General features: G+C 36.1%; 18 protein-coding genes and 2 pseudogenes. 17 read left to right on the forward strand and 3 right to left on the reverse strand.

The features are described from left to right. Positions 1–141: 141 nt before the first annotated feature. From E0E02_RS08535 to E0E02_RS08555, 5 genes are all read left to right on the forward strand, one after another. Positions 142–1,089 (forward strand): bile acid:sodium symporter family protein, encoded by a 948-nt coding sequence (locus E0E02_RS08535; RefSeq protein ID WP_133018374.1) that lies wholly within the window; start codon positions 142–144, stop codon positions 1,087–1,089. 67 nt (positions 1,090–1,156) lie between these two features. Beyond that, complete coding sequence (gene murF / locus E0E02_RS08540) at positions 1,157–2,521, forward strand: UDP-N-acetylmuramoyl-tripeptide--D-alanyl-D-alanine ligase (protein ID WP_074964837.1); 1,365 nt, start codon at positions 1,157–1,159, stop codon at positions 2,519–2,521. 10 nt (positions 2,522–2,531) lie between these two features. Continuing rightward, positions 2,532–3,680 carry a polymerase gene (locus E0E02_RS08545; RefSeq protein WP_133018375.1) on the forward strand — a complete coding sequence of 383 codons (1,149 nt, stop codon included), beginning with the start codon at positions 2,532–2,534 and terminating at the stop codon, positions 3,678–3,680. 155 nt (positions 3,681–3,835) lie between these two features. After that, the gene (locus tag E0E02_RS08550) at positions 3,836–5,380 is read left to right on the forward strand and encodes a peptide chain release factor 3 (RefSeq protein WP_133018376.1); all 1,545 of its coding nucleotides are present in this window, start codon (positions 3,836–3,838) and stop codon (positions 5,378–5,380) included. Between the two features lie 346 nt (positions 5,381–5,726). Then, positions 5,727–7,304: a DEAD/DEAH box helicase gene (locus E0E02_RS08555; RefSeq protein ID WP_133018377.1), complete on the forward strand. Its 1,578-nt coding sequence runs from the start codon at positions 5,727–5,729 to the stop codon at positions 7,302–7,304. A gap of 39 nt (positions 7,305–7,343) precedes the next feature. On the opposite strand, the gene E0E02_RS08560 is transcribed toward E0E02_RS08555, so the two are convergent. Continuing rightward, complete coding sequence (locus E0E02_RS08560) at positions 7,344–7,619, reverse strand: GIY-YIG nuclease family protein (RefSeq protein WP_133018378.1); 276 nt, start codon at positions 7,617–7,619, stop codon at positions 7,344–7,346. Then, positions 7,594–8,355, reverse strand: coding sequence for a tRNA1(Val) (adenine(37)-N6)-methyltransferase (locus E0E02_RS08565; protein ID WP_133018379.1), 762 nt, complete (start codon positions 8,353–8,355; stop codon positions 7,594–7,596). The genes E0E02_RS08560 and E0E02_RS08565 overlap by 26 nt, the downstream gene beginning before the upstream one ends. Positions 8,356–8,471: 116 nt before the next feature. On the opposite strand from E0E02_RS08565, the gene E0E02_RS08570 reads away from it, so the two are divergent. The 8 genes and pseudogenes from E0E02_RS08570 (at position 8,472) to E0E02_RS08605 (ending at position 16,326) form a co-directional block, all read left to right on the forward strand. Then, positions 8,472–9,218, forward strand: coding sequence for a 1-acyl-sn-glycerol-3-phosphate acyltransferase (locus E0E02_RS08570; protein ID WP_133018380.1), 747 nt, complete (start codon positions 8,472–8,474; stop codon positions 9,216–9,218). A gap of 94 nt (positions 9,219–9,312) precedes the next feature. Beyond that, positions 9,313–9,993, forward strand: coding sequence for a helix-hairpin-helix domain-containing protein (locus tag E0E02_RS08575; protein WP_133018381.1), 681 nt, complete (start codon positions 9,313–9,315; stop codon positions 9,991–9,993). Next, complete coding sequence (locus E0E02_RS08580; protein WP_133018382.1) at positions 9,986–12,217, forward strand: DNA internalization-related competence protein ComEC/Rec2; 2,232 nt, start codon at positions 9,986–9,988, stop codon at positions 12,215–12,217. Before E0E02_RS08575 ends, E0E02_RS08580 begins: the two co-directional genes overlap by 8 nt. A 171-nt stretch (positions 12,218–12,388) precedes the next feature. Next, positions 12,389–12,967 (forward strand): annotated as a pseudogene (locus E0E02_RS08585) (HD domain-containing protein). An 11-nt stretch (positions 12,968–12,978) separates the two neighbouring features. Further along, complete coding sequence (locus E0E02_RS08590; protein ID WP_240789028.1) at positions 12,979–13,701, forward strand: hypothetical protein; 723 nt, start codon at positions 12,979–12,981, stop codon at positions 13,699–13,701. Between the two features lie 51 nt (positions 13,702–13,752). Continuing rightward, positions 13,753–14,790 (forward strand): DNA polymerase III subunit delta, encoded by a 1,038-nt coding sequence (holA, locus tag E0E02_RS08595; protein WP_074869191.1) that lies wholly within the window; start codon positions 13,753–13,755, stop codon positions 14,788–14,790. Between the two features lie 94 nt (positions 14,791–14,884). Next, positions 14,885–15,496 (forward strand): superoxide dismutase SodA, encoded by a 612-nt coding sequence (gene sodA / locus E0E02_RS08600; RefSeq protein WP_133018383.1) that lies wholly within the window; start codon positions 14,885–14,887, stop codon positions 15,494–15,496. A gap of 104 nt (positions 15,497–15,600) precedes the next feature. Continuing rightward, on the forward strand, positions 15,601–16,326 hold the full coding sequence (locus E0E02_RS08605) for a YebC/PmpR family DNA-binding transcriptional regulator (RefSeq protein WP_133018384.1): 726 nt from the start codon (positions 15,601–15,603) through the stop codon (positions 16,324–16,326). A gap of 51 nt (positions 16,327–16,377) precedes the next feature. On the opposite strand, the gene queA is transcribed toward E0E02_RS08605, so the two are convergent. After that, a complete protein-coding gene (queA, locus tag E0E02_RS08610; protein WP_093815264.1) occupies positions 16,378–17,406 on the reverse strand; it encodes a tRNA preQ1(34) S-adenosylmethionine ribosyltransferase-isomerase QueA in 1,029 nt (342 codons plus the stop codon). 163 nt (positions 17,407–17,569) lie between these two features. On the opposite strand from queA, the gene E0E02_RS08615 reads away from it, so the two are divergent. The 4 genes and pseudogenes from E0E02_RS08615 (at position 17,570) to E0E02_RS08630 (ending at position 21,505) form a co-directional block, all read left to right on the forward strand. After that, positions 17,570–18,076 carry a VIT1/CCC1 transporter family protein gene (locus tag E0E02_RS08615; protein WP_133018385.1) on the forward strand — a complete coding sequence of 169 codons (507 nt, stop codon included), beginning with the start codon at positions 17,570–17,572 and terminating at the stop codon, positions 18,074–18,076. Positions 18,077–18,212: 136 nt separating this feature from the next. Further along, positions 18,213–18,357, forward strand: a pseudogene (locus E0E02_RS08620) (type A2 lanthipeptide). A 507-nt stretch (positions 18,358–18,864) separates the two neighbouring features. Beyond that, on the forward strand, positions 18,865–19,602 hold the full coding sequence (locus tag E0E02_RS08625) for an ABC transporter ATP-binding protein (protein ID WP_027967951.1): 738 nt from the start codon (positions 18,865–18,867) through the stop codon (positions 19,600–19,602). Between the two features lies 1 nt (position 19,603). Beyond that, positions 19,604–21,505 (forward strand): FtsX-like permease family protein, encoded by a 1,902-nt coding sequence (locus E0E02_RS08630; RefSeq protein WP_133018386.1) that lies wholly within the window; start codon positions 19,604–19,606, stop codon positions 21,503–21,505. Positions 21,506–21,643: the final 138 nt, after the last annotated feature.

A 21,643-nucleotide genomic window follows, 5' to 3' on the forward strand; every position in this document is an offset into this window, starting at 1 on the left:
AAAGATTCTTTAGAATCTAACTTGGAAAATAAATGAAAATGATTGCGTAAAAAGTTTGAAAATTCTGAAATTAGTCGTATAATGAAGCTGTAAAAATCAAAGGCTTTGCTGATAAAAAGCTTTTTAGTTAAGGAGAAAATGATGGAAAAACTAACTGATTTTTCAAAACAACTTAGTAAATGGTTTACCTTGGTTGTTATTATTTGGGCTTTCTTTAATTATCTCTTCCCTCAGACTAGTACCTGGGTTATCCCTAATACATCGTATTTGTTGGGAATTATTCTTTTTGGGATGGGGCTGACACTTCAGACTGAAGATTTTGTTCGTATTTCTAAACGTCCAATTCCTGTCATTCTAGGTACAGTGGCACATTATATTATTATGCCAAGTTTAGCTTGGCTTTTATGTCATCTTTTTCATTTAACAGGAGCAACAGCAGCTGGTGTCATTTTAGTTGGTTCTTGTCCTAGTGGAACGTCTTCTAGTGTAATGGCTTTTTTGTCAGGAGGAGATGTTGCTTTGGATGTTTCTATTGAAATTCTTTCAACACTTCTTGCACCAATTATGCTTCCTTTATTGTTATCGATTTTAGCAGGGCAATTTATTGCTGTACCAGCAGCAAGTCTTTTTCTTTCAACTTTAAGAATTGTTGTAGTGCCAATCATTTTAGGGGTGTTAGTTCATACACTTTTAGGTAAAAAAATCAATGCCATTATTCAGTTGATGCCTTTAATCTCACAAGTAGCGATTCTTTTGATTATTGGAGCTGTTGTTTCTGCTAACCATGCTAATATTTTTACAACAGCAACAGCTTTAGTTATTCCTGTTGTTATGTTACACAATCTTTGTGGTTATGGGCTTGGTTTTGTCTTTTCAAAACTTCTTCATTTGAAAGAGCCACAACAAAAAGCTATTACATTTGAGGTGGGAATGCAGGACTCAAGTTTAGGTGCAACTTTAGCAATGAAGTATTTTGTTCCGCAAGCAGCTATTCCTTCAACAATTTTTTCAATTTGGCATAATATTTCTGGATCGATTTTATCTTCATGGTGGAAGAATCATTCTAAGGTCCATAAGGAAAATGCTTGAGAGCACTTTATTTTGTGATATAATAAGAGGAGCCAAAAGGCTCTTTTTATAATGGAGATAATAAAAAATGAAACTTAATTTACATGAAGTCGCCAAGGTGGTTGGCGCAAAGAACACTATTTCGGATTTTGATGACGTTCCTCTGAGACAAATTGAATTTGATAGTCGCAAGATTGAAAAAGGCGATTTGTTCTTACCTCTAAAGGGTGCGCGTGATGGACATGACTTTATTGAAACAGCTTTTGAAAATGGAGCAGTTGCAACTTTTTCAGAGCGCGAAGTAGAAGGGCATCCTTATATTTTAGTTGACGATTGTTTAGAAGCTTTCCAAGCTCTAGCAAGTTATTATCTTGAAAAACAACGCGTTGATGTGATTGCAGTAACAGGGTCAAATGGTAAAACAACAACCAAAGACATGATTGCTGCGGTACTTTCAACAGAATATAAAACATACAAAACACAAGGTAATTACAATAATGAAATTGGTTTACCTTATACAGCACTTCACATGCCAGATGATACAGAAAAAATTGTCCTTGAAATGGGACAAGATCACATGGGTGATATTCATCTCTTGTCAGAACTGGCTAAGCCACATATCGGTGTTGTGACTTTGATTGGTGAGGCTCACTTGGAATTCTTTGGCAGCCGTGAGAAAATTGCCAAAGGTAAACTTCAAATCGTTGACGGTATGGACTCAGATGGTATTTTGATTGCACCGGCTGATCCAATTGTTGATCCATATTTGCCAGAAAGTCAAATGGTTATTCGTTTTGGTGATGGTGCAGAAATCTCTGTAAATGATTTGCAAGAAAGCAAAGACTCTTTGACCTTTACAACAAATGTTATCAATCGACCAATTACACTTCCTGTACCAGGAAAATACAATGCTACAAATGCCATGGTAGCAGCTTATGTTGGTAAGTTATTGGCGATTTCAGATGATGATATTGTTGAAGCCTTAGAAAACATCGAATTAACACGTAACCGCACAGAATGGAAAAAAGCGGCTAATGGTGCAGATATCCTGTCAGATGTCTACAATGCTAACCCAACAGCAATGCGTTTGATTTTAGAAACATTCTCTAAAATTCCTGCTAATGAAGGCGGTAAAAAAATCGCTGTGCTTGCTGATATGAAAGAATTAGGTGAGCAATCTGTCGAACTTCACAAGCGCATGATTATGAGTTTGTCACCTGAAACATTAGACACTCTTATTTTCTACGGTGAAGACATTGCTGAACTGGCGCAACTTGCTAGTCAAATGTTCCCACTAGGTAAAGTTTATTACTTTAAGAAAACAGCTGATGAAGATCAATTTGATGACATGCTAAAAACAGTTCAAACTGTTTTACAACCAGCTGACCAAATCTTACTGAAAGGTAGTAATTCAATGCATCTCGCTAAAGTTGTAGAAGCATTGGAAAACTAGTGAGGTGGAGATGGTAGAGAAAAGTGTTAAGGAGGAGGTTCTATCTTCAAAATCTCTTTATCGAATCTTATATTTTCTTGAATTTGGCTTGGTATTTTTAGTTTGGTTCTTAAAGCGCTACCCGTTTTCAACGGAGATATTTCTTTTTTCGACTAGTTTGGCTATTGTAGGTGGTATTGTTATCTATCTCTATTATTTTATTAGGTCGGGTTGGTCAGTTGAAAAAATATTAGCTGGGATATTTGCTTTAGCTTTCTTGGTTATTCTGCCTATATCAAACTACATGGAGACATCTGTAGATGATATGATTATGATAATGTTGTTCTTGTTATCTGTTAGCGTTGATAAAGATGACAAGCAACTTTTATCAGCTATGTTTTGTTTAAAATTAATTGTAGCTATTTCAGTACTATTAGCTTACAATGGGCATTTTATTCAAGATATGATGATGTATCGTGCTGAAAAAGATATGATTCGTCACTCATATGGTTTTATGCATCCAAATTCATTAGGAATGTACCTGATTTCACTTCTGTTTGATTTTTCATTAATTAAAAAATCTTACCATTCTGTTAGTGGTTTAATCATGCTATTAGCAGCGTTACTTATTTTTGCAGTTACAGATTCGAGAACGGCTTTTCTAATTGCAAGTGGTGTTATTCTTGCTTACTTCTTGAAGCCGATTTTATTAAAAGTCACGATTCCTGGTTATGCTATTATACCTGCTGTTCTCATTTTATTTGGTTTAGGAATTGGGCTACCATATTTTTATAATGCGGATAGTACACTTTATCAAGTGCTAAATCATTTATTTACTGGACGACTTGGCATCGGTCATGCGTATCTAGAGCAATTTGGCCTCGATTGGATGCCAAGAAATATTCCAACTTTTACCGAAATCAATGGCCAACCGATGTATGATGATAGTTTTTATATTGATTCGCTTCTACGTCAAGGTATTTTACTCTTTAGCTTGTATCCCATTTTTTTGATGGTAGAGCTTAGAGGGAAAAAGTTTACGCTTTTCCACACATTTCTCTTCTTAATTACCTTCTTTATTAATATCATGGAACACTACGGCGCTAACATAGGAATCTGCACTATCTTATTGCTGAATTATTTTGCGGTTTCTGGTGATAAGCTAGAGGAGAAATATTGAAATAGCGTTTAATTTTCGTTATAATAATAGAGTTATGGGAGTCCATGGCTCTATTTTTGTATTGCAGTGAAAAAGGAGTGGACCAATGTAGCCACTATAATCGTTAATGAGTGATACGTTTTTAAAGAGATAATTAAGATTAATAAGGAAATAAAATGACAATTCAAGATGACATTAAAAAACGTCGTACCTTTGCCATCATCAGTCACCCGGATGCTGGTAAAACGACAATTACAGAGCAATTACTTTATTTTGGTGGAGAAATCCGTGAAGCAGGTACCGTAAAAGGTAAAAAAACAGGTAACTTTGCTAAATCTGACTGGATGGATATCGAAAAACAACGTGGTATCTCTGTTACATCTTCAGTGATGCAATTTGACTACGCTGGTAAACGTGTGAATATCCTTGATACGCCAGGGCACGAGGACTTCTCTGAAGATACTTACCGTACGCTTATGGCTGTGGATGCTGCGGTTATGGTTGTCGATTCGGCCAAAGGTATCGAAGCACAAACTAAAAAACTATTTGAAGTTGTAAAACACCGTAACATTCCAGTTTTCACTTTTATTAACAAACTTGACCGTGATGGTCGTGAACCACTTGACCTTTTGGAAGAATTGGAAGAAGTGCTTGGTATTGCAAGTTATCCAATGAACTGGCCAATCGGTATGGGTAAATCATTTGAAGGGCTTTACGACTTGTACAACAAACGTTTGGAACTTTACAAAGGTGATGAACGTTTTGCAGCACTTGAAGATGGTGACAAGTTATTTGCTAACAACCCATTTTACCAACAAGTTTTGGAAGATGTTGAATTGCTTGAAGAAGCAGGAAATGAATTCTCAGAAGAAGCTATCTTATCTGGTGATTTGACACCAGTATTCTTCGGTTCTGCCCTTACAAACTTCGGTGTGCAAACTTTCCTAGATACTTTCTTGAAATTTGCACCAGAACCACATGGTCACAAAACAACTGAAGGTAATGAAATCGACCCTTACGATAAAGATTTCTCAGGATTTGTCTTCAAAATCCAAGCTAATATGGACCCACGTCACCGTGACCGTATTGCCTTTGTTCGTATCGTATCAGGTGAATTTGAACGTGGAATGAGCGTTAACCTAGCACGTACGAAAAAATCAGTGAAATTATCAAACGTGACACAATTTATGGCTGAATCACGTGAAAATGTTGAAAATGCCGTTGCTGGTGATATTATCGGGGTTTACGATACAGGAACTTACCAAGTTGGTGATACCTTGACTGTTGGTAAAAACAAATTCGAATTTGAACCACTACCAACCTTCACACCAGAATTGTTCATGAAAGTTGCTGCTAAAAACGTCATGAAACAAAAATCATTCCACAAAGGGATTGAACAATTGGTGCAAGAAGGGGCTATTCAATTGTACAAAAACTACCAAACAGGCGAATACATGCTTGGTGCGGTAGGTCAATTGCAGTTTGAAGTTTTCAAACACCGTATGGAAAATGAATACAACGCTGAAGTTGTCATGACGCCAATGGGTAAAAAGACTGTTCGTTGGATTAAACCAGAAGATCTTGATGAACGCATGTCTTCAAGCCGTAATATATTGGCTAAAGACCGTTTCGACCAACCCGTTTTCCTTTTCGAAAACGACTTTGCACTTCGTTGGTTTGCGGATAAATACCCAGATGTTGATTTGGAAGAAAAAATGTAATAATAAAAAGTCTGAGCACTGCTCAGGCTTTTTTGCTTATCAGCATAAAAAAACAGCCCTGACGAATCAGAACTGTTTTTTTGAGATTATGAAAAAGAAAAGTTTTAGGATGTTTACATTTTATCTGTTATACCTTAAAGAAAACTTAAAAATCGTCAAAAAAAGCGCCAACAACTTTTTTACAGAATATTTAAATAATTGACACTATGAAAACGTGTTATTCATATTAAATGAAACTGTTTCCTATCTTTTTGACCTAGAATGTGTTACACTAGTTAGGTTGTTAAACAACGAAACTAAAGTTTAATAAGGCAGCTTCGCACTGCCTTTTAGAAAAGAGAAAAATTTGAAATTTACAGAACTTAACTTATCGGAAGCAATCCTTGCTGCTGTTGAAAAAGCTGGCTTTGTTGAGCCATCTCCAATCCAAGAATTGACAATTCCTTTGGCATTGGAAGGTAAGGATGTTATCGGACAAGCGCAAACTGGTACAGGGAAAACAGCTGCCTTTGGTCTACCAACATTGGATAAAATTGATACAAGTCGTAATCTTGTCCAAGCCTTGGTTATTGCTCCAACACGTGAATTAGCGGTTCAAGGTCAAGAAGAATTGTTCCGTTTTGGTCGTGAAAAAGGAGTTAAAGTCCGTTCAGTTTACGGCGGTTCAAGCATTGAAAAACAAATCAAAGCCCTTCGCTCAGGTGCACATATCGTTGTTGGTACACCAGGACGTTTGCTTGATTTGATTAAACGTAAAGCTTTAAAACTTGAACACGTAGAAACATTGATTCTTGATGAAGCAGATGAAATGCTTAACATGGGATTCTTAGAAGATATCGAAGCTATTATCAGTCGTGTACCTGAAACACGTCAAACGCTTCTTTTCTCAGCTACTATGCCTGAAGCTATCAAACGTATCGGGGTTAAATTCATGCAAAATCCTGAACACGTTAAAGTGGCTGCTAAAGAATTGACAACTGATCTTGTCGATCAATACTACATTCGTGTTAAAGAACAAGATAAATTTGATACAATGACTCGTCTGATGGATGTTGACCAACCAGAATTGTCAATCGTTTTTGGACGTACAAAACGTCGTGTTGATGAATTGACACGTGGTTTGAAATTGCGTGGTTACCGTGCAGAAGGTATTCACGGTGACCTTGACCAAGGCAAACGTCTTCGTGTCCTACGTGATTTCAAAAATGATAACATCGATATCTTGGTTGCAACTGACGTAGCTGCTCGTGGTCTTGATATTTCAGGTGTTACACACGTTTATAACTACGATATTCCTCAAGATCCAGAAAGCTATGTACACCGTATCGGACGTACTGGACGTGCAGGTAAACACGGTCAATCTATTACTTTTGTTGCTCCAAATGAAATGGGTTACTTGTCAATCATTGAAAAATTGACTAAAAAACGCATGAAAGGTTTGAAACCAGCAACTGCTGATGAAGCCTTCAAAGCTAAGAAAAAAGTTGCTCTTAAGAAAATTGAACGTGACTTTGCTGATGAAACTATCCGTAATAACTTTGATAAATTCAAAGGCGATGCGGTTAAATTGGCTGCAGAATTCACACCAGAAGAGTTGGCTTTATACATCTTGAGCTTGACAGTTAAAGATCCTGAAACTCTTCCAAAAGTTGAAATTGCGCGTGAAAAACCATTACCATTCAAACCTTCAGGTGGTGGCTTTAACAACCGTAAAGGTGGACGTGGAAATAATGGCCGTGGACGTGATAACCGCCGCGGCGGACGTGATCGCAAACGTGATGACCGTGACAACGGCTACCGCGATTTCAAACGCACATCATCTAAGAACAAACGTGATTTCCAAAATAAAGATAACAAACGCCCACACCGCACATCAAGCGAGAAGAAAAATGGATTTGTTATCCGTAACAAAGGGGAAAGATAAAAGTAAAACGCACTCTGCTTGAGCAGGGTGCGTTTTTGGTTAAGCTTTGTGTTCGTTAATATAATCGAGTTTTTGTTGTCGTGTTTTTTGTTTAAAATAGCTTTCTGCGGACATGGCGGCTTCTTTGCTATCAAAACTTTCTTGGTAAATGAGTTTGACAGGTAAGCGGCTTTTTGTGTATTTAGCGCCTTTACCTGCATTATGCGTTTTGATGCGGCGTTCTACATCAGTAGTGTAGCCAGTGTAGAGCGTACCGTCTGCGCACACAACTACGTACATATAAGCTCTTTTAGTCTTTCTTTCCGTTTTTTCCATAATAGATTTCAAAAATATCGTCGGTATACTCGCCATTTTCTTTGTGAACAAAGAGTGGCGGAAGGATTTTGAGACCATCGGTTGAACCATCTTTGATGGCTTCAATAAGTAACATATTAGCATCTTTTCCCATTTTTGGGTAAACAAATTGGATGCGTTTTGGTGCTAGATTGTAGTGTCTCATGGTATCGATGATGTCTAGAAAACGATCAGGCCGGTGAACCATGGCGATACGACCATTTGATTTTAAAGCGTGTCGTGCAATGTCACAGATTTCTTCAAGGTTTGTTGTGATTTCGTGTCGAGCCAGAAGGTAATGTTCAGACACATTTTTCTTAGAAGTCTCTGAAACCTTGAAATAAGGAGGATTGCAGAGAATTAAGTCAACACCAGTTCGAGGGACATGATTAAGCAGATTTTTTAAATCATCGTTAATCATCTGGACTTGGTCTTCTAGGTGGTTCAAGTGAATTGAACGCTCTGCCATGTCAGCTAAGCGCTCCTGAATTTCAACTTCGATAATTGGCGCTTTAGTGCGGGTGCTGGCAAAAAGTCCAACGGCACCATTTCCAGAGCAGAGGTCAACAATCAAGCCACGTGATGGGATTTTTGGAAAACGTGACAAGAGGACACTGTCGATAGAATAGCTGAAAACCTCTCTGTTTTGAATAATTTTTACATCTGTCGAAAAGAGCTGATCAATACGCTCACCTTCTTTTAAAATTGATTTAGTCATGACATTTATTATAGCAGATTTTGCGTGTTCTCACTAGCGAGGTCGTTAATTTTTACTTTCTAAAACCGCTTAAGCATGGTACAATGTAAGGTAATGAGAAAAAAAGGAGTAAATCTGTGTTTTATACTTATTTACGCGGGCTAGTGGTTTTCCTTCTTTGGATTATCAATGGTAATGCCCATTATCACAATGAAGACAAAATTTTGAGCAAAGATGAAAACTATATTTTGGTTGCACCACACCGTACATGGTGGGACCCTGTTTATATGGCTTTCGCTGCTCGTCCAAAACAATTCATTTTCATGGCTAAAAAGGAATTGTTCACAAATCGTATCTTTGGTTGGTGGATTCGCATGTGTGGTGCTTTTCCAATTGACCGTGAAAATCCTGGTCAAAAAGCTATCAAATATCCGATTAACATGTTGAAAAAAAGTAATCGTTCACTTGTCATGTTTCCAAGTGGAAGTCGTCACTCAACAGATGTTAAAGGTGGGGTAGCCGTCATTGCTAAAATGGCAAAAGTTAAAATCATGCCAGTTGTTTACGCAGGACCAATGCAATTAAAAGGTCTTTTGACTGGTGAACGTGTTGACATGAACTTTGGTAACCCAATTGATATTTCTGATATCAAACGTATGAATGACGAAGGTATTGAAGAAGTTGCTAACCGTATTCAAACTGAATTTGATCGTTTGGATACTGAAAATGCGACTTATCATACCGATAAAAAACCAAATCCATTGACATACATTTATCGTGTTCCACTTGGTTTGGTAGCTATTGTCGTTGTTCTTTTGACATTACTCTTTAGCTACATTGCAAGCTTTGTCTGGGATCCTGATAAACACCGTAAAATGAAATAAATAAAAAAGCTCGGATCTTCCGAGTTTTTTTCGAATAATTAAGTAAGGGCTCCCCAGGAGCCTTTTTCTAATGCTTAAAAGGTGAGGTAATAGGATGATTGAAGAGATGAAAGAAAGACTTTTGGAACATAAGACGGTAGCGGCGGTTTTAGGAACGGTGCTTGTTATGTTTGTGGCATTCTTTGCTTGGTCTAGTATGACTAGACCACAAGCGCAGCTACAAAGTGATTTACCTGCGCTTTCTAGTAGTATCCCAGCAAGTTCAAGTCTTGAACCATCAAAGACAAAGACTATGACATCACGTTCTCAAGATGATTCTGGCAAAATTTTTGTTGATATCAAGGGTGCCGTTAAAAATGAAGGTGTTTATGAATTATCAAATGACAGCCGTGTCACGGATTTGGTCAAAAAAGCTGGTGGATTTACAGATGATGCTGATAAGAAGTCAGTCAATTTAGCTGAAAAATTAGTTGACGAAGCGGTTGTCTATGTGGCAAAAATTGGTGAAGAAGTCACACCAGCAAGCACACCATCTCAAGCTAAAGTTACGCAAGCTAGCGGGACACAAGGTGACGGCTCAGCGCAAATCAATCTTAACACCGCAACTACAGAAGAACTCCAAACCATTTCTGGCATTGGGACTAAACGTGCGCAAGATATCATTGATTATCGTGATGCTAATGGTGGGTTCTCATCCGTTGATGATTTGAAAAATGTTTCTGGCATTGGTGAGAAGACTTTGGAAAAATTAAAATCTGAGGTGACTGTTGACTAAGCATTTTCCCATTAAGCCAATTCAATTGGCTTTTTTGCTCACTTTACTTTATTATTTTTGTTTTGAAAAAGTGGTGTTATGTCTGATTTTACTCCTGTTAGCCTTGCTGTTTTTATGGCGACATTACGGGTGGAAAGTTTGGTGTCAGATTTCTTTGTGTTTGGCTTTTTTTGCGATATTTTTCCTGACTAAGGCTAATCAGACAGAACAGGCTTATCAAGCAGCACCAGCTTATTTAACAAAAATCCAGATGGTTCCAGATACGATTTCGGTTAATGGTGATTTGTTATCTTTTCGAGGGAAGGAGGCTGGGCAGACTTACCAAGTTTTTTATACCTTGAAGTCAGAAAAAGAGCAGGAATTTTTTAAAACTCTTAATCAAACAATGCTTTTATCAGGGCAGGTGGATTTAGAAGAGGCAACGCCACAGCGAAATTTTGGTGGTTTTGATTACCGCACTTACCTTAAACATGAAGGCATTTATCGGATTGCTAATCTTTCTTCGATTACTGAAATGAGACAGCAGAGCTCTTTAAGTTTTTTTGAACGACTACATGAACTTAGAAGACAGGCGATTGTCAGTATTCAAAGGAATTTTCCTGCCCCAATGCAACATTATATGACTGGACTTTTGTTCGGTTATTTGGATAAGTCTTTTGATGAGATGAGTGATGTTTACACTAGTTTAGGGATTATTCATCTTTTTGCTCTGTCTGGTATGCAGGTGGGCTTTTTTGTGGGACTTTTTCGTTTTATTTTTTTACGTCTTGGGTTACGGCGAGATTATGTGGATATACTGCAAATCCCGTTTTCACTTGTATATGCTGGCTTGACAGGCTTTTCGGTTTCAGTTGTTCGGAGCCTTATTCAGTCTGCTTTTGCAAATCTTGGCATAAAAAAATTAGATAATCTTGCCTTTACTTTAATGACCCTTTTTATTTTGATGCCAAATTTTCTACTGACGACGGGAGGCATTCTTTCGTTTACTTACGCTTTTATCCTGAGTTTTATTGATTTCGATGAGCTTAGTCATTATCGAAAAATCCTTACAGAATGTTTGGCGATTTCGCTGGGAAGTTTACCGGTTTTGCTATATTTCTTCTCAGTATTTCAACCCTTGTCGCTGCTTTTAACAGCTATTTTTTCACTGGCTTTTGATACGCTTATCTTACCTGTTTTGACCTTTGTTTTTCTTTTATCACCTCTGGTTAAAATTACCGCGTTAAATCCATTTTTTGTTTTTCTAGAAACTATCATCAAATTTAGCAAGTCGCTGGTTGGTACCCCACTCGTTTTTGGCAGACCAAGTCTAGGAATTTTGTTGCTATTACTTTTAACAATAGGGCTCCTCTATGACTGTTATCGACACAAAAAAGTGGCATTTTTCCTTTTTAGCTTAGTAGCTTTGCTATTTTTCCAAATCAAGCATCCGCTGGAAAATGAAGTGACGGTGGTTGACATTGGTCAGGGAGATAGTATTTTTGTGTGTGATGTTAGAGGGCATACGCTGTTAATTGATGTCGGAGGAAAAGTGAGTTTTAGTGAGAAAAAATCGTGGCAAAAGCGCTTAGCTGATAGCAATGCGGAGCGGACACTGATTCCTTATCTGAAAAGTCGAGGAATTGGTAAAATTGACCAGTTGGTTTTGACGCACACGGATACCGACCATATGGGTGATATGCTTGAAGTCGCAAAAGAGCTGAAAATTGGTCAAGTCCTGGTGAGTCCAGGAAGTCTCACAAAGCCAGATTTTGTGGTTAAACTTCGACAAATGAAGACGCCAGTTCGCGCAGTTTCTGCAGGAGATAACTTGCCAATTATGGGAAGTCACTTGCAGGTGCTCTATCCAAATGCTGTTGGTGACGGTGGAAATAATGATTCTGTGGTGCTTTATGGCAATCTTCTGGGCAAGAATTTTTTGTTTACAGGAGACTTGGAAGAAGAGGGCGAGCAACAGATGATAGCAACTTATCCCAATCTGCCAGTTGATGTCTTAAAAGCAGGACACCATGGTTCAAAAGGTTCATCAAGCCCAGAATTTTTAGAGCATATTTCACCGCAAGTTGCTCTGATTTCCGCAGGACAAAATAACCGCTACAAGCATCCTCATCAAGAAACGCTTGAACGCTTTCAAGCACAAAACATGACTATTTACCGTACTGATGAACAAGGTGCTATCCGCTTTAGAGGGCTGAAAACTTGGCACATTGAAACAGTGAGGTAAAAGAGTGAAAATTAGCCAAAGAAATACATATTAATTTCTTACCAGTTTTAATTGAAGTATTAGAGTTAAAATTGAAAGCATACTAAAAACAGTAGTCGATTGACTACTGTTTTGCTTTGCAATTAAATCGGTATAAGTATATACTATGTTCTATACAAAGGAGGTTTAGTGATGACAGGAGTTGAGCGAGAAGTTGATTTTGTTAAAGAAATCGAGAAATCAAAAACTGTGACGCGTTTTAATAGGACATTGGATGGGTGATTTGAAAATAGTGCGGAACATTCTTGGCAGGTTGCATTAGTAGCAAACTTTTTTCAAGATTATTTTCCTGAAAAATTGGACATAGGAAAAGTGACTTTGATGCTTTTACTCCATGATTTGGGAGAAATTTACGCAGGTGATACTTGGGTGTATGATACCACAGGCAAAGCCGTATCTCATGATAAGGAATACTTATCGTTACAGAAAAGTTTAGCAGTCTTACCAATCATTCAAGGCGAGAAATTTACAGAATTGTGGCTTGAATTTGAAAAAGGAAATAGTCCAGAATCAAGATATGCTAGAATTATTGATACTTTGGTACCGCTGATTAATCATTTGGTTGTTTCAGAAGAAGGTTATAATCCCGATAAATTAACGGCTGATAGAGTTTTGGCTAAGAAAGCTTTCATTAAAGAAGATTCAGAAATTTTGTGGCAATTAGCAAAGGAATTAATCGAAAAAAGTGTTGAAAAAGGACTATATGACTGAAGGTGAAGAGTTTGAGTAACGCCAAAAATGAATTGGAATTGAAATATCAGCTATCTGAAGAAGTTTTGAGTATTTATAAAGAGAAAGTGAAAAAGGCGTGCTTTGTCTCTGTGGGTGAATGTCTTGAAACAGATATTACGGTTGATTTACCTAATTTTGAAAGCAAATCTAAAGGAATAGTCATTCGCTATCGCATAATAAGTGTTGGGAGATACTTGTTGACGATTAAACTCAAACGTCAAAATAATCATTGCCAAGAATATGTAGAATTAGAGTATTCTAGTGATTCTGATGATAGTCTTGCTTTTTCTGATATTCAATGTTTATTACAAAAGGAATTGGGTGTAGTACTTCCTCGGATTATTCTAGAAGGAAAAGATGTGTCTGAAAATTGTATTTATCTGATAAATCAATTGTACGATTTGGGGTTCACACGTTGTCGCATGTTTTCTCAGAAGAAACGTCATGAGTACAAAAAAGAAAATACGGCTGTTTGTTTTGATCTTTTTCCTAGTCATGTTGGGGCTTTTATTGAGCTAGAAGCTTTTAGTGAGGAGAAACTTATAGCTTTAAAGGAATTAATGGCTTTACCTGAACATTGTCGCATTAGCAAGAACTACGGTAAGATTATTCAAGATAGCTTGAATAAGCAGGGATTGGATAGCGATAGAAGTAGAATTTGTCTTTTTGATGAAACATTAAGGCAGTTTGCTTATAAAAAATTCCATCGTTAACTTTCGCATGAACCATGAGTTTTTCTCAGGGTTTTTTGTTATAATATCTTTATGATTGCAATCGAAGAAATTGATAAATTACGAAAAGAAAATCTTAGCTTGATTACGGTGGTGACGGGTGAGGATTTGGGACAATTATCTCAGCTAAAAGAGCGTATGATGGAGCGCGTGGGATATGATAAGGATGATTTGACTTATTCTTATTTTGATATGGCTGAGGTTGATTACCAAGATGCTGAGATGGATCTTGAAAGCTTACCGTTTTTTGCAGATCAAAAAGTGGTTATTTTTGATAATCTGCTTGACATCACGACGGCTAAAAAATCTTATTTGGATGATAAGGAACTCAAGCGTTTTGAGGCATATTTGGAAAATCCCTTGGATACGACGCGCTTGATTATTTTTGCACCAGGTAAATTAGATGGCAAACGTCGCTTGGTGAAAATTCTTAAACGTGATGCACAGATTTTTGAAGCAAGTGAATTAAAAGAAGCAGAGCTAAAAACGTATTTCCAAAAATTAGCTCACAAAGAGAACTTAGTTTTTGATTCTGGCGTTTTTGAGGCTTTGCTTTTGAAATCCAATTATGATTTCAGCGAGATTTTGAAAAATATTGCCTTTTTGAAATCTTATAAAAAAGATGGTCATATTACTTCAGAAGATATTAATCAAGCCATTCCGAAAACACTTCAGGATAATATTTTCGATTTGACGCAGTTTGTTTTGAATGGCAAAATCGACGAGGCGCGTGACTTGATTCGTGATTTGCGTTTGCAGGGTGAGGATGAGATTAAGTTGATTGCGATTATGTTAGGACAGTTCCGTATGTTTTTGCAAGTCAGCATCTTAGCCAGTCAAGGAAAGACAGAGCAGCAGATGGTAGCAACCTTGTCTGATTATCTGGGACGCCGTGTCAATCCTTATCAAGTCAAATTTGCTGTGCGTGATTCACGCACTCTGTCAATGACTTTCTTGAAAAAAGCTATTGCTGTTTTGATTGAGACAGATTATGCCATTAAGACTGGAACATATGATAAAGATTACCTCTTTGATGTGGCTATTTTAAAAATTGCTCATGAGCATCATTAAGCACACTTAAAAAAGCGGTCAAATAATTTGCTAGTTAGACTTGATTCTTATAAAATGATGATAAGAAATAACGAAAAGAAAGAAGGTAACTAGCATGGCTATTATTTTACCCGAATTACCATACGCATACGATGCGCTTGAACCATACATCGATGCAGAAACAATGACATTGCACCATGATAAACATCATGCTACTTATGTAGCAAATGCAAATGCTGCTCTTGAAAAACACCCAGAAATCGGAGAAGACTTGGAAGCATTATTGTCAGATGTTAATAGCATTCCAGATGATATCCGTCAAGCGGTTATTAACAATGGTGGTGGACATTTGAATCACGCACTTTTCTGGGAATTGCTATCTCCTGAAAAACAAGAACCAACAGCAGATGTACTTGCGGCAATTGAAGAAGCATTTGGCTCATTTGAAGATTTCAAAACAGCTTTCACGCAAGCAGCAACAACTCGCTTTGGTTCAGGTTGGGCATGGCTTGTCGTTAACAAAGATGGCAAACTTGAAGTAACCTCAACTGCTAACCAAGATACTCCACTTTCAGAAGGTAAGAAACCAATTCTTGCTCTTGATGTTTGGGAACATGCTTACTATCTCAAATATCGTAACGTTCGTCCAAATTACATCAAAGCATTCTTTGATATTATCAACTGGACGAAAGTTGCTGAATTGTATCAAGCAGCACTTGCTGATTAATTTTTATTATCATAGCACTCTCTAATCTAAGAGGATAGGCGGATGTCTATCCTCTTTTTATGTTTAAATATGATATAATATCAGGGAATAGGGAGGAATTTTGCATGTCAGGACATAATAAATGGAGCAAAATTAAAAATAAAAAAGGTGAAGCAGACGCTAAACGCGGTGCGATTTTTAATAAATTGTCACGTGAAATTTTTGTAGCTGCTAAAGCTGGTGGTGGTGATCCATCAATGAACGCTAGCCTTCGTATGGTTTTGGATAAAGCGCGTGCGGCTAATATGCCAAAAGATAATATCAATCGCGCCATTAAGAAAGCGACAGATGTTGGTGATACAACTAACTACGATGAAATTACTTATGAAGGATATGGACCTGGTGGGGTAGCTATCCTCGTTCACACTTTAACTGACAACAAAAAACGTACAGATGCGAACATGCACACTATTTTCACACGTAATGGCGGTAACATGGGTTCAACAGGTTCTGTTGCCTACATGTTTGACCGTAAAGGTTACATTGTTATCGACCGTGAAAATTTGGATATGGATGAAGATGCCATGCTTGAATTGATTTTGGATGCTGGGGCAGAAGATTTGAAAACATCAGATGATGCCTTTGAAATCTTCACTGAACCAAAAGAATTTCCAGCTGTTAAAGAAGCTTTGCAAGTACAAAATCTTGAATTCGCGCAAGCTCAACTTAGCATGATTCCACAAAACTACGTTAGCCTTGATGCAGAACAAGCAGACATTTTAGAAACATTGGTTGATAAACTCGAAGACGACGATGACGTTCAAGATGTTTACACCAACATGGCTGATTAATAATGAAAAAAGAACTTCGAATTTTTTCGAAGTTCTTTTTAAGTAATTTTGTTATTTAACAAACATGGCATCGCCAAAGCTAAAGAAGCGGTAACGTTCATCGATGGCGTGTTGGTAAGCTTCTAGGACGAATTCACGTCCGGCAAAGGCTGAAACCAACATCACAAGTGTTGATTTTGGCAAGTGGAAGTTTGTTGAAAAGGCATCAACCACTTTAAAGTCGTAACCTGGTTTGATGAAGATGTTTGTCCAACCACTGTCAGCTTTGATTTCGCCGTTGAATTTTGAACCGATGGTTTCAAGGGTACGAATTGATGTTGTTCCAACTGCAACAACACGTCCACCAGCAGCTTTTACGTCGCGAAGGGTTTGGGCAGCTTCTTCAGATAAGCGGTAGAATTCAGAGTGCATTTCGTGTTCTTCGACATTGTCAACAGAAACTGGACGGAATGTTCCAAGTCCAACGTGAAGTGTCACGTAGACAAGTTTCACGCCTTTGGCTTCGATTTTTTCAAGCAATTCTTTGGTGAAGTGAAGTCCAGCAGTTGGAGCGGCAGCAGAACCGTTTTCTTTAGCATAGACTGTTTGGTAACGGTCTGGGTCATCCAATTTTTCGTGAATGTATGGTGGCAATGGCATTTCACCAAGACTTTCCAAAACTTCAAGGAAGATACCATCGTAGTCGAATTCAACGATACGTCCACCGTGATCTAATTCTTCCACAACTGTGGCAGTCAAACGACCATCACCAAATGATACTTTTGCTCCCACGCGCAAGCGTTTAGCTGGTTTTGCCAAAACTTCCCATTGGTCGCCTTCAGTATTTTTCAAAAGAAGTAATTCGACGTGACCGTGTGTGTCTGGTTTTTCACCGTAAAGACGAGCTGGAAGAACGCGTGTGTTGTTCATGACAAGAGCATCACCAGGATTTAGCTCATCAAGAATGTGGTCGAAGTGTGCATCAACCATCTCGTGTGTTTTGTGGTCAATGACTAAAAGTTTAGAACTATCTCGTTTTTCAAGAGGTGTTTGGGCAATTAACTCCTCTGGTAAATTAAAATCAAAATCGTCGGTATGCATAATCTAACATGTTTCCTTAATATTTTATTCTCAACTAATCATTATAACACGATAAGCATTTTCCGTCATCTGGTCGAGTTTTAATTGTAACAATTCTAAAGAGATGGTATAATGAAAACAACAAAGAAAACGCTTAAAAATTAATGGAAAGTGATGAAAAAAGATGAAAGAAAAATTTGGAGACTACGCAAAATCAATCGTCTATGGTGGCATGGACGGGATTGTGACGACATTTGCGGTTGTTGCAGGAGCTGTCGGTGGTAACCTAGGAATCACACCGATTGTTATTCTTGGCTTTTCAAATCTTCTGGCTGATGGCTTTTCAATGGCGGTCGGAGATTATTTGAGTTCAACGACAGAAGAATCAGTTGTAAAAGGTAAGGCAGTTAAGAATGCTGGGGCAACTTTTCTTTCATTCATATTTTTTGGCTTGATTCCTCTTTTGTCTTACCTTTTGATTAATGTTTTTAGCATTTTCAAAGTCCATACTTTTATGATGGCTTGTATTTTAGTATCGCTAGCGCTAACCTTACTTGGATTTGTCAAAGCTTTGATAACAAAGAAAAGCAAATTCAAAGAAATTTTTAGAACGCTACTGATTGGCTTAATTGCTGCGCTGTTTGCTTATTATGTTGGTGACTTTTTAGGGCAGTTAGCTGGAACTAGATAAGGAGTTTCCACTCATCTTAGATGGGTGGATTTTTTTAATGTTGCACTATTTACTCATTAAAAAGTAATTTAGATAATGTAAACTAAAAAGTGTAAGAATTAATCTTTATTATTTTTAGAAGGGAATTATTGTTATCATGAAAAATTCGAAAGAACTTGTTTCAGAACTGATTGAAGAAGTTTCTGAAAAGGAACTCAAAGAAATTGCTGGTGGTAAAAGGTGGTGGTTGGGTAAAAACAATCACAGATGATTATCCTAACTCAGTATTTGTTTGTTGTTAATTATGACATTCAATTTATTTTAACTTGGTATCCTGCTTGGAGTGTTCTAAGTGGGATTTTTTGATAACAGTGGTGCTGAAAAATGAAAAAAGAGTATGAATCTCATCCATTTTATGATTATTATAATTCAATATTGAAATACAATATATTAGAGAGTGAGTTGATTAAAAGTCTGAAAAATACTGACCTGGAATATGTTTTTGCTGATGGCTTGAAGAATCAACTATTTGAAACTATTATTTATTTATCACTCAAGTCACTTGTTTTGGACATAAACTATTTTCTAAGAATTTTTCTGATAAAGAAGAAGCATATAAGAAATATATTTCCTATCTAAAGCAAAAAAGTGGTATCGAGAATTTTTTTGTGCACCATAATTGTGTATATGATGGATTCAGGAAAAATTGTTGATTGTGGAAATAATAATAATTTGTACAACAAAAATATGTCATATAGACAAATGTACGATTCATACATGAATAAATACCAAAAAAGGAGTGAATAAACATGGTACAATTAGAACTAAAAAATGTTTGTAAAAAATATACTGGTCAATCTCGCTATGCGTTAGATCATATTAATTTAGCAGTTGAAAAAGGTGATTTTGTAGCCATTATGGGGAGAAGTGGAAGCGGTAAAACAACATTTTTAAATGCTGCTTCAACTATTGATAGTATTGATAGTGGTGATATTTTTTGTGGTGGTAAAAATATTAGTCACCTTAATGATAATGAGGCAACTGAATTTAGAAAAAATAATGTTGGGTTTGTTTTTCAAGATTACATGTTATTAGATAGTTTAACTATTAGAGAAAATATCGCAGTTGCTTTATCTCTTCAAAATGTTGATAGAGCAAAAATAGACAGTAGAATTGATGACTATGCAATGGAGTTAAACTTATATGACCAGTTAGAAAAATATCCATATCAATTGTCAGGGGGACAGAAACAGAGAGCAAGTATTATTAGAGCAGTTATAAAAAATCCGGATATAGTCTTTGCTGATGAGCCGACAGGAGCATTAGATTTAAAATCATCAGAAGATACAATGAAGTTATTGAGTAAAATTAATCGAGTATTTAATGTCACTATCTTAATGGTTACTCATGATGTTTTATCAGCTTCTTATGCTAACCGAGTGGTTGTTTTAAAAGATGGTCAATTTGATAAAGAAATCATAAAATCAGAATGTGGTTCTTCATATCATGATGAAATTAGCCAAGCATTATCAAAAGTAGGTGAATAATATGATTTGGACAATAACAAAAGCAAATATTATAAAAAATTTTTCACTTTATCGAGTCTATTTTTTAGCTACCATTGGACTTTTAAGTGTATTTACAGCATTTTTAACGTTTACTTCTGATAAGATGACTCTGGCAAAAATAGCAGAGAGCGGGCAGGCTTCAGCGATAGCGAATATTTCACTTGTTTTTTTGATTGCTTTTTTAACTATTTTTTTGATGTATTTCAATAATTTTTTCATCAAAAGAAGAAGTCATGAATTAGGAGCTATGGCTATTTTAGGATTTTCTAAACAAAAGTTAGTTACTCTACTAACTATGGAGAATCTTGTTATTTTATCGGTGAGTTATCTTATTAGTCTTATTGTTGGGCCAACTTTGTACTCAGTGGTAGTATCTCTTATTATTAATGTTTTAGGAATTGAAATATCAAATCAGTGGTTTATATCATCAGAGATGATTGTAAAATCTTTTGGAATTGTATTAATCATTTTTGTTATTAATTTTTTGATTAACATTAGTATTATCAAAGGTCAATCTTTGATTGAGTTTGTTAATTATTCTAAAAAAGCTGAAAAACAAATTAAGGTGAAAAGGATTCGTTCAATTTTAGCAATTATGGCTTTAGGAGCTGCATATTGTTTGTGTTTAACAAGCATGTTTAGTGTGACACAGCGTATCTGGTTGAAAATAGGGATTATGCCAATTTCATTTTTAGTGATTATTCTTATTTCACTAGGAAGTATTTTTACAATTCGTTATGGTCTAGTTTTTATACTATCCCTTTTAAAGAAAAATCGAAAAAAACTCTATCAACCGGTAGCTAATGTTGTATATCCTAAACTTAGTTTTAGAATTGCAACAAAAAGTAAATTATTAATCATTTTAAGTGGGCTTTTAACATTGACGATTGTTATTAGTGGTATGATGGTAATGCTTATTACTTATAGTGTGAATGGTATTAGCCGTTTAAACCCATCAGTTATTGAATATAATTTACAGGATGAAAATGAATCGGTTAACATTGATAAAATTCTTAGTAAGTATCAAGTAAGTCAATTAGATATTCACCTTTTAAGACTTAATAGCAATCCTGAAATAACTATTACAGATAGTGGACAAACAATACCATATTTTGACTTGGTAAAATATAGTGATTATGAGCATCTTGCTAAAGTTCAAGGAAAAAAAGTATTGGCTGATACATCAGCTCCTCTGTTAATTAACTATTATCCTACTAAAAAAAGTTTAGGAAAAACATTTAAATTTGAAAATGGTAGTGAAGTAACTGTAAAAAAAGTAACAACTGATAATATTTTTAGTTTTGCAACTAGTGTGACTACTCTGGTTGTGAGTGATAAATTTTATGATAATTTGAGAGAAAGTTATCCAAGTAAGGAAATGATCATTAGGACTTTTAATGGGAATGATATTCGTCATAGTAAAACTTTTTATGAAAAATTTAAGAATCTAGATGATGTTAAGAGTAGCTATGAGCGTGAATATCTAGTTAAAACGGGAAATATTTCAACTTATATCTTTATTTCATTTTTATCAATACTGTTTGTTATTTGTACAGGAAGTATTTTGTACTTTACAAGTTTGGTTGAGATTATGGAAAATAAAGATGAATATTCTTATCTAAGTAAATTAGGATATAATGGACAGATGATTGACAAAATTCTTAAATGTGAAATTGGAGTATTGTTTGTTGTGCCTGTTTTAGTAGGTATTCTTAACGGAGGACTATTACTTATTTTTTACAAATATTTATTTACAGACAGTCTAGTAGCAAATCAAATTATTTTTGCTTCAATAGGGACTTGTTTATTAGTATTTTTATTACTTTATTTCATTGTTTTCTTTTTGACAAATCGTTCAGCACGTTCTATAGTTAGAGTTTAAAATATGATACAATGAAGAAAATTATATTTTAGTGGGAATGAGATATGGAACAACTGATTAAAAATGGGAGTAAAAAATACTTATGGGTCTTTGTTGTACTTTTTCAACAATTAATCACTTTGTTATTGTTGTTTTATG

The sequence above is a fragment of the Streptococcus sp. KCJ4932 genome, assembly GCF_004352745.1.
Lineage (GTDB): Bacteria > Bacillota > Bacilli > Lactobacillales > Streptococcaceae > Streptococcus > Streptococcus ruminicola.